3 protein-coding genes and 1 riboswitch are annotated in these 2,501 nt (G+C 47.4%); all 3 genes read left to right on the top strand.

Features of this window, described 5'->3' with window-relative positions:
* The first annotated feature begins 204 nt into the window (after positions 1–204).
* Positions 205–284, top strand: a riboswitch (ZMP/ZTP riboswitch).
* A 47-nt stretch (positions 285–331) separates the two neighbouring features.
* Positions 332–1,507 (top strand): phosphoribosylaminoimidazolecarboxamide formyltransferase, encoded by a 1,176-nt coding sequence (locus tag DBO31_RS00420; protein WP_150824168.1) that lies wholly within the window; start codon positions 332–334, stop codon positions 1,505–1,507.
* Between the two features lie 311 nt (positions 1,508–1,818).
* Complete coding sequence (locus DBO31_RS00425) at positions 1,819–2,130, top strand: nucleotidyltransferase family protein (protein WP_075582170.1); 312 nt, start codon at positions 1,819–1,821, stop codon at positions 2,128–2,130.
* A partial coding sequence (locus DBO31_RS00430) for an HI0074 family nucleotidyltransferase substrate-binding subunit (protein ID WP_150824169.1) occupies positions 2,117–2,501 on the top strand: 385 nt, incomplete at its 3' end. The genes DBO31_RS00425 and DBO31_RS00430, both read left to right, overlap by 14 nt.

Consider the following 2,501-nt stretch of genomic DNA (forward strand, 5'->3'; position numbering starts at 1 on the left):
ATGTTCACGGGAGTTTGACACCTGCAACCGGAAAAAAGTGCCACGAAGCCTACTACAACAGGCTTTATAAGCATTTTTTATTTTAAAAGTGTCAAAGAGGGGATTTTACATGATTTTTATAAAGAAGCAGGGAAACGGCCAGGATTTTTCTATCGATTCCCGGCAAGATGATTGACAGTGCCGCGATTCCCCTTGTATAATAGATGTGAAACATGTGACTGACGGAAAGTGGAGCATACCACGGGGAGCATGATTCGATATAGCCGACCGTCTGGGCGAAGGTTCCCGGAAGTGTCGGTATTTTTTTTATCTGCGTACGGAGGTAATAACGATGAAAGAACTGCAATTAAAATACGGCTGCAATCCCAATCAGGCTTCGGCCAGAGTGTATATGAAAGACGGCAGCGACCTTCCTTTTGATGTCCTCAATGGCCGTCCCGGCTATATCAACCTGCTCGATGCATTCAACAGTTATCAGCTTGTCAAAGAACTGAAGGAAGCGACGGGCCTTGCGGCAGCAGCTTCTTTCAAACACGTCAGCCCCGCCGGTGCAGCCGTAGCGACGGACATGAGCGATACCCTGAAAAAAATCTACTGGGTCGATGACTTGGCCCTGTCCCCGCTGGCCTCGGCCTATGCCTGTGCCCGTGGTGCCGACCGCATGAGCTCCTATGGCGATTTCGTTGCCCTGTCCGATATCTGTGATGTCGAAACGGCAACCCTCCTCAAACGGGAAGTATCGGACGGCGTTATCGCTCCGGGATACACCGACGAAGCACTGGAACTGCTCAAGACAAAGAAAAAAGGGAAATACTGCGTCCTCCAGATGCATAGCGATTATACGCCGGCTCCTATCGAATCGAAAGAAGTATACGGCGTCACCTTCGAACAGGAACGGAACAATGCCAAAATTACGGCAGATCTCTTCAAGGAAATCCCGACGAAAAACAAGAATCTCCCCGCTTCGGCAATCCGCGACCTCATGATTGCCCTCATCACATTGAAATACACCCAGTCCAACTCCGTCTGCTACGTCAAAGACGGCATGACCATCGGCGTCGGTGCCGGACAGCAGTCCCGTGTACACTGCACCCGCCTGGCCGGCAACAAAGCGGACATCTGGTGGCTCCGCCAGAACCCGAAAGTCCTGGCCCTGCCCTTCCGCGACGACGTGCGCCGTCCGAACCGGGACAATGCCATCGACGTCTACATTTCCGATGACTACGAAGACGTCCTGGCCGACGGCATCTGGCAGGATCTGTTTACGGAAAAACCGGAACCGCTCACACGGGAAGAAAAGAAAGCCTGGATTGCCCAGCTCCACGGTGTAGCCCTGGGCAGCGACGCCTTCTTCCCCTTTGGCGACAACATCGAACGGGCCCATCGTAGCGGTGTAGACTACATCGCCCAGGCCGGCGGCTCCATCCGTGACGACAACGTCATCGAAACCTGCGACAAATACGGCGTAGCCATGGCCATGACCCACCTGCGCCTGTTCCATCACTAATATATATCATCTATGTAACATCGACACAGAACTCACGACTGGAAACGCTTCCAGCCGTGAGTTTTTTTGCATGCGGGAAAGGGATAGTTTCAAGTTTAAAGAAAAAGCCGCAGGGCCGGGATGGGTAGTAAAAAATGGAGCATTTCACTGATAAAAAGCTGACACTAACGCAGTGTTTCTTAGTGTTGAGTAGAGAAATCCGTAATGATATAATAAATATAACTATTATATAGAAATGACTATATCGCATTTATGATGCAATGAGATACGGATATATACCGTTTTATACAAACATATTTCAGGTGATGTATATGACAGATACAATGGATATACAGAAAACAGGACTCAGTGAAGAATTAATAAAAGAAATAGGTACCATTGCCAGCAAATGGGGAGTGCAAAAAGTTATTCTTTTTGGGTCCCGGTCACGGGGAGATTATGGACGTGCCAGTGACATAGACCTTGCTGTCTCTGGGGGGGATTTCACACAATTCTGCCTGGATGTGGAGGAAAACACATGGACATTATTGAAATTTGATATCATTAATCTGGATAATCCATTGGAACCAGAATTTCGGACTATGATTCAGAAAGAAGGTGTCACGCTTTATGAAAAAATATGAAAATTTTTGTTCCAATCTGGCCGTACTGGCCAGTGCCGGAAAGGAAGATTTAGATAACGAATTTATACTCAGCGGCATTATCAACAAATTCTCCCTGCAATTTGAATTGACGTGGAAATTATTAAAGGAATTATTGAAATATGAAGGCCGTAACGCAGCTCATAGTGGTTCACCGCGGGAAATCATTAAGGAAGCGTACGCCGTCTATGATTTTGTCGATCCGGACATTTTCCTGGTGATGCTCAGAGATCGAAATGACATGACACATCTTTATGATGGTAAAGCAGCTAAACGCCTGGTAATGAAGATTATCCAAGTATATATTCCTGCTTTCCAGAATCTAAAAAAACACATTGATGAACAATACGGAG

Source organism: Megasphaera sp. DJF_B143, from assembly GCF_900320625.1.
Lineage (GTDB): Bacteria > Bacillota > Negativicutes > Veillonellales > Megasphaeraceae > Megasphaera > Megasphaera hexanoica.

Excerpts from the sequence above, each read along its gene's own strand:
- DBO31_RS00420 (WP_150824168.1), top strand. The coding sequence starts at position 332 with ATGAAAGAACTGCAATTAAAATACGGCTGCAATCCCAATCAGGCTTCG.
- DBO31_RS00425 (WP_075582170.1), top strand. The coding sequence starts at position 1,819 with ATGACAGATACAATGGATATACAGAAAACAGGACTCAGTGAAGAATTA.